This is a genomic window from Bowmanella yangjiangensis (genome assembly GCF_017255015.1).
GTDB lineage: Bacteria > Pseudomonadota > Gammaproteobacteria > Enterobacterales > Alteromonadaceae > Bowmanella > Bowmanella yangjiangensis.
In genome coordinates, this window is the sequence record NZ_JAFKCS010000142.1 from 1 (window position 1) to 2,010 (window position 2,010).

A 2,010-nucleotide genomic window follows, 5' to 3' on the forward strand; every position below is an offset into this window, starting at 1 on the left:
TGTGATCGACCGCAGTCCCACCGGCCTGAGTGCCGAGGCACGGGCCACCAGCCAGGCGCGCCTGGCCGGGTTGAAGATCCACCCGCGCGATACCTTGCCCAACCGCACGCTGCTGGCACGCCTGGAACGCGCCTGGATGCAGACCCTGGGGGCCGAGCGCGAGCAGATCGGCCAGTGGCTGGACGAGTTCCAGAACGTGCTCGGCACCCAGCAGGAGCAGCCGATCACCGCCGCGCGGCAGCGCCTGGAGCAACAGCTGCAGGCGCTGCGCTTCTAGCCGGCCGGCGGCTCGCGGAAGCCGTTGAGCTGGCGCAGGCGGGCCTGCAGGCCCTGCCCGGCGTCGGCCCGTCGGCCACCGGGCGGGCCGTAGCGGTTGGGCAGCGGGTCGCCTGGCCAGAAGAACAGCAACAGCGCTATGTAGGGCATGAAGAAGCTGCCGGCCAGCAGCATCACCAGGGTGCCGGCGCCACGGCTCATGTCGTGCAGACGGCGCAACTGGCAGCCGATCAGCGCCAGGCCCATGACCAGCAGCGTCGCCAGGGCCAGACCGTTGCCAGCCTTGCTGGCGAGGCCGGCCAGGGGCACGGCGATCGCCGCCAGGGCGATGGTCTGCAGGGTGAAGTTGAGCCGGTTCAGGCGTCCGCCCAGTCGCCAGGGTTGCCACTGCGCGCGCAGGCTGTCGGGCTGATGCCGAGGCAGCAGGCGTTCGCTGCGTGACAGCAGCAGGGTGATCGCCAGGCGCACCGCGATGGGTGTCGCGGTGCTGTCCTTGGCCTGCTGCAGCGAGCGCAGCTGACCCGAGGTGGGAACGCCAGGCTTGGTCTGGTACAGGGTGCGCATCGACTCGAAGATCGTCTGCATGGTCGAGAAGGGCAGTCCGTTGTCCTTGCAGATCGACTGCGCCAGGGACTCGGGACGTGCCTTGACCAGGCCCTCGCGGAACGCGTCGAACCAGGTGCTGGGCCCGGTGAAACCGTGCAGCCGCTGCAGGGCCTGGTCGCGCAGCGCGCGCGGCAGGTCCGGGTCGTGGTAGAGCAGGGCGTCGAGGATCATCTGGCCGAGGGGATCGCCCGCCAGCTCATGGCCGTGGTGCCGGGCGCTGGCTTCGATGCGGGCGACCGAGGGCAGCCGGCGGCTGCCCAGCAGCACGCTCGGGCTGACCAGTTCGGCCGCCAGCAGTCCCTGCAAGGCATCGCCTTCGTCGAGGTCGAACAGCCACTGCTGAGGCGCGGCGTCGGCCGCCAGCCACTGCGTCTGCAAGGCGTGGGCCGGATGCTCGGCGGAGGTGGGCACGCGCCCGACACGCTCACGCAGCCGTCCCAGCCACTGCAGCGGCTGCTCCAGCAGGCCGATCAGCAGCAGGGTCTGGCGCTGCAGCTGCCAGCGCGCCTCGGGCTCGGCAGGCAGCGGCGGCAACGGCTGTCCCGCTTGCAGCAGGCGCAGTTGCAGCTTCAGGCAATAGGGATGCAGACCGTCCGCCAGTGGGGCGAGCACGTCCTGCAGGCGTTGCAGGGTGTCGGGCGCATAGTGGCGCAGGCGGCGAAGCCAGCTCAGCATCTGCGCGCGGGCGACGGTGTTGTCGCCCAGCGCCTGGGGCAAGGCCGCGCCGGGCGTGGCCAGCGCATGTTGCAGTGCCTGCACGGCGGGCGATTCGCGCAGCCATTGCAGCTGTTGCCCAGCCAGGTAGGCGAAGCCTTGCTGCACGATGACGCCGAGCGGGTGCTCATCGACCGTCAGGTTCAGCAGCGGCTCGATGTCCGCCGCCTCGCCACGCTGCAGCAGCCAGGCCTGGCGATACAGACGGGTCAGCGGCGTATCCAGTGCGCTGAACAGTTCGGCGAGGAACGGCCATTCGCTGTCGCCCAGCTGCCAGGCGACGAAGGTGCGTGCGAGGGCCGGCAGGTCGGTGTCGGCCGCGCGCAGCCAGCGGGCCAGGGTCTGCGGGCTCTGCGCCGGCTCGCCATCGCCCAGGCGGTTGTCGTCCAGGGCGTACTGGCGGTCCACATCCTG

The 2,010-nt window shown here is 71.0% G+C and carries 1 protein-coding gene and 1 pseudogene; one reads left to right on the forward strand and one right to left on the reverse strand.

Annotation, left to right across the window (positions count from 1 at the left end; translation table 11 throughout):
• Positions 1 to 277, forward strand: a pseudogene (locus J0A65_RS22695) (hypothetical protein); the annotation flags it as partial.
• Here J0A65_RS22695 and J0A65_RS22700 read toward each other — a convergent pair.
• The coding region (locus J0A65_RS22700) for a DUF805 domain-containing protein (RefSeq protein ID WP_206596576.1) at positions 274 to 2,010 on the reverse strand (1,737 nt) is incomplete at its 5' end. The pseudogene J0A65_RS22695 and the gene J0A65_RS22700 sit on opposite strands and share 4 nt — an antisense overlap.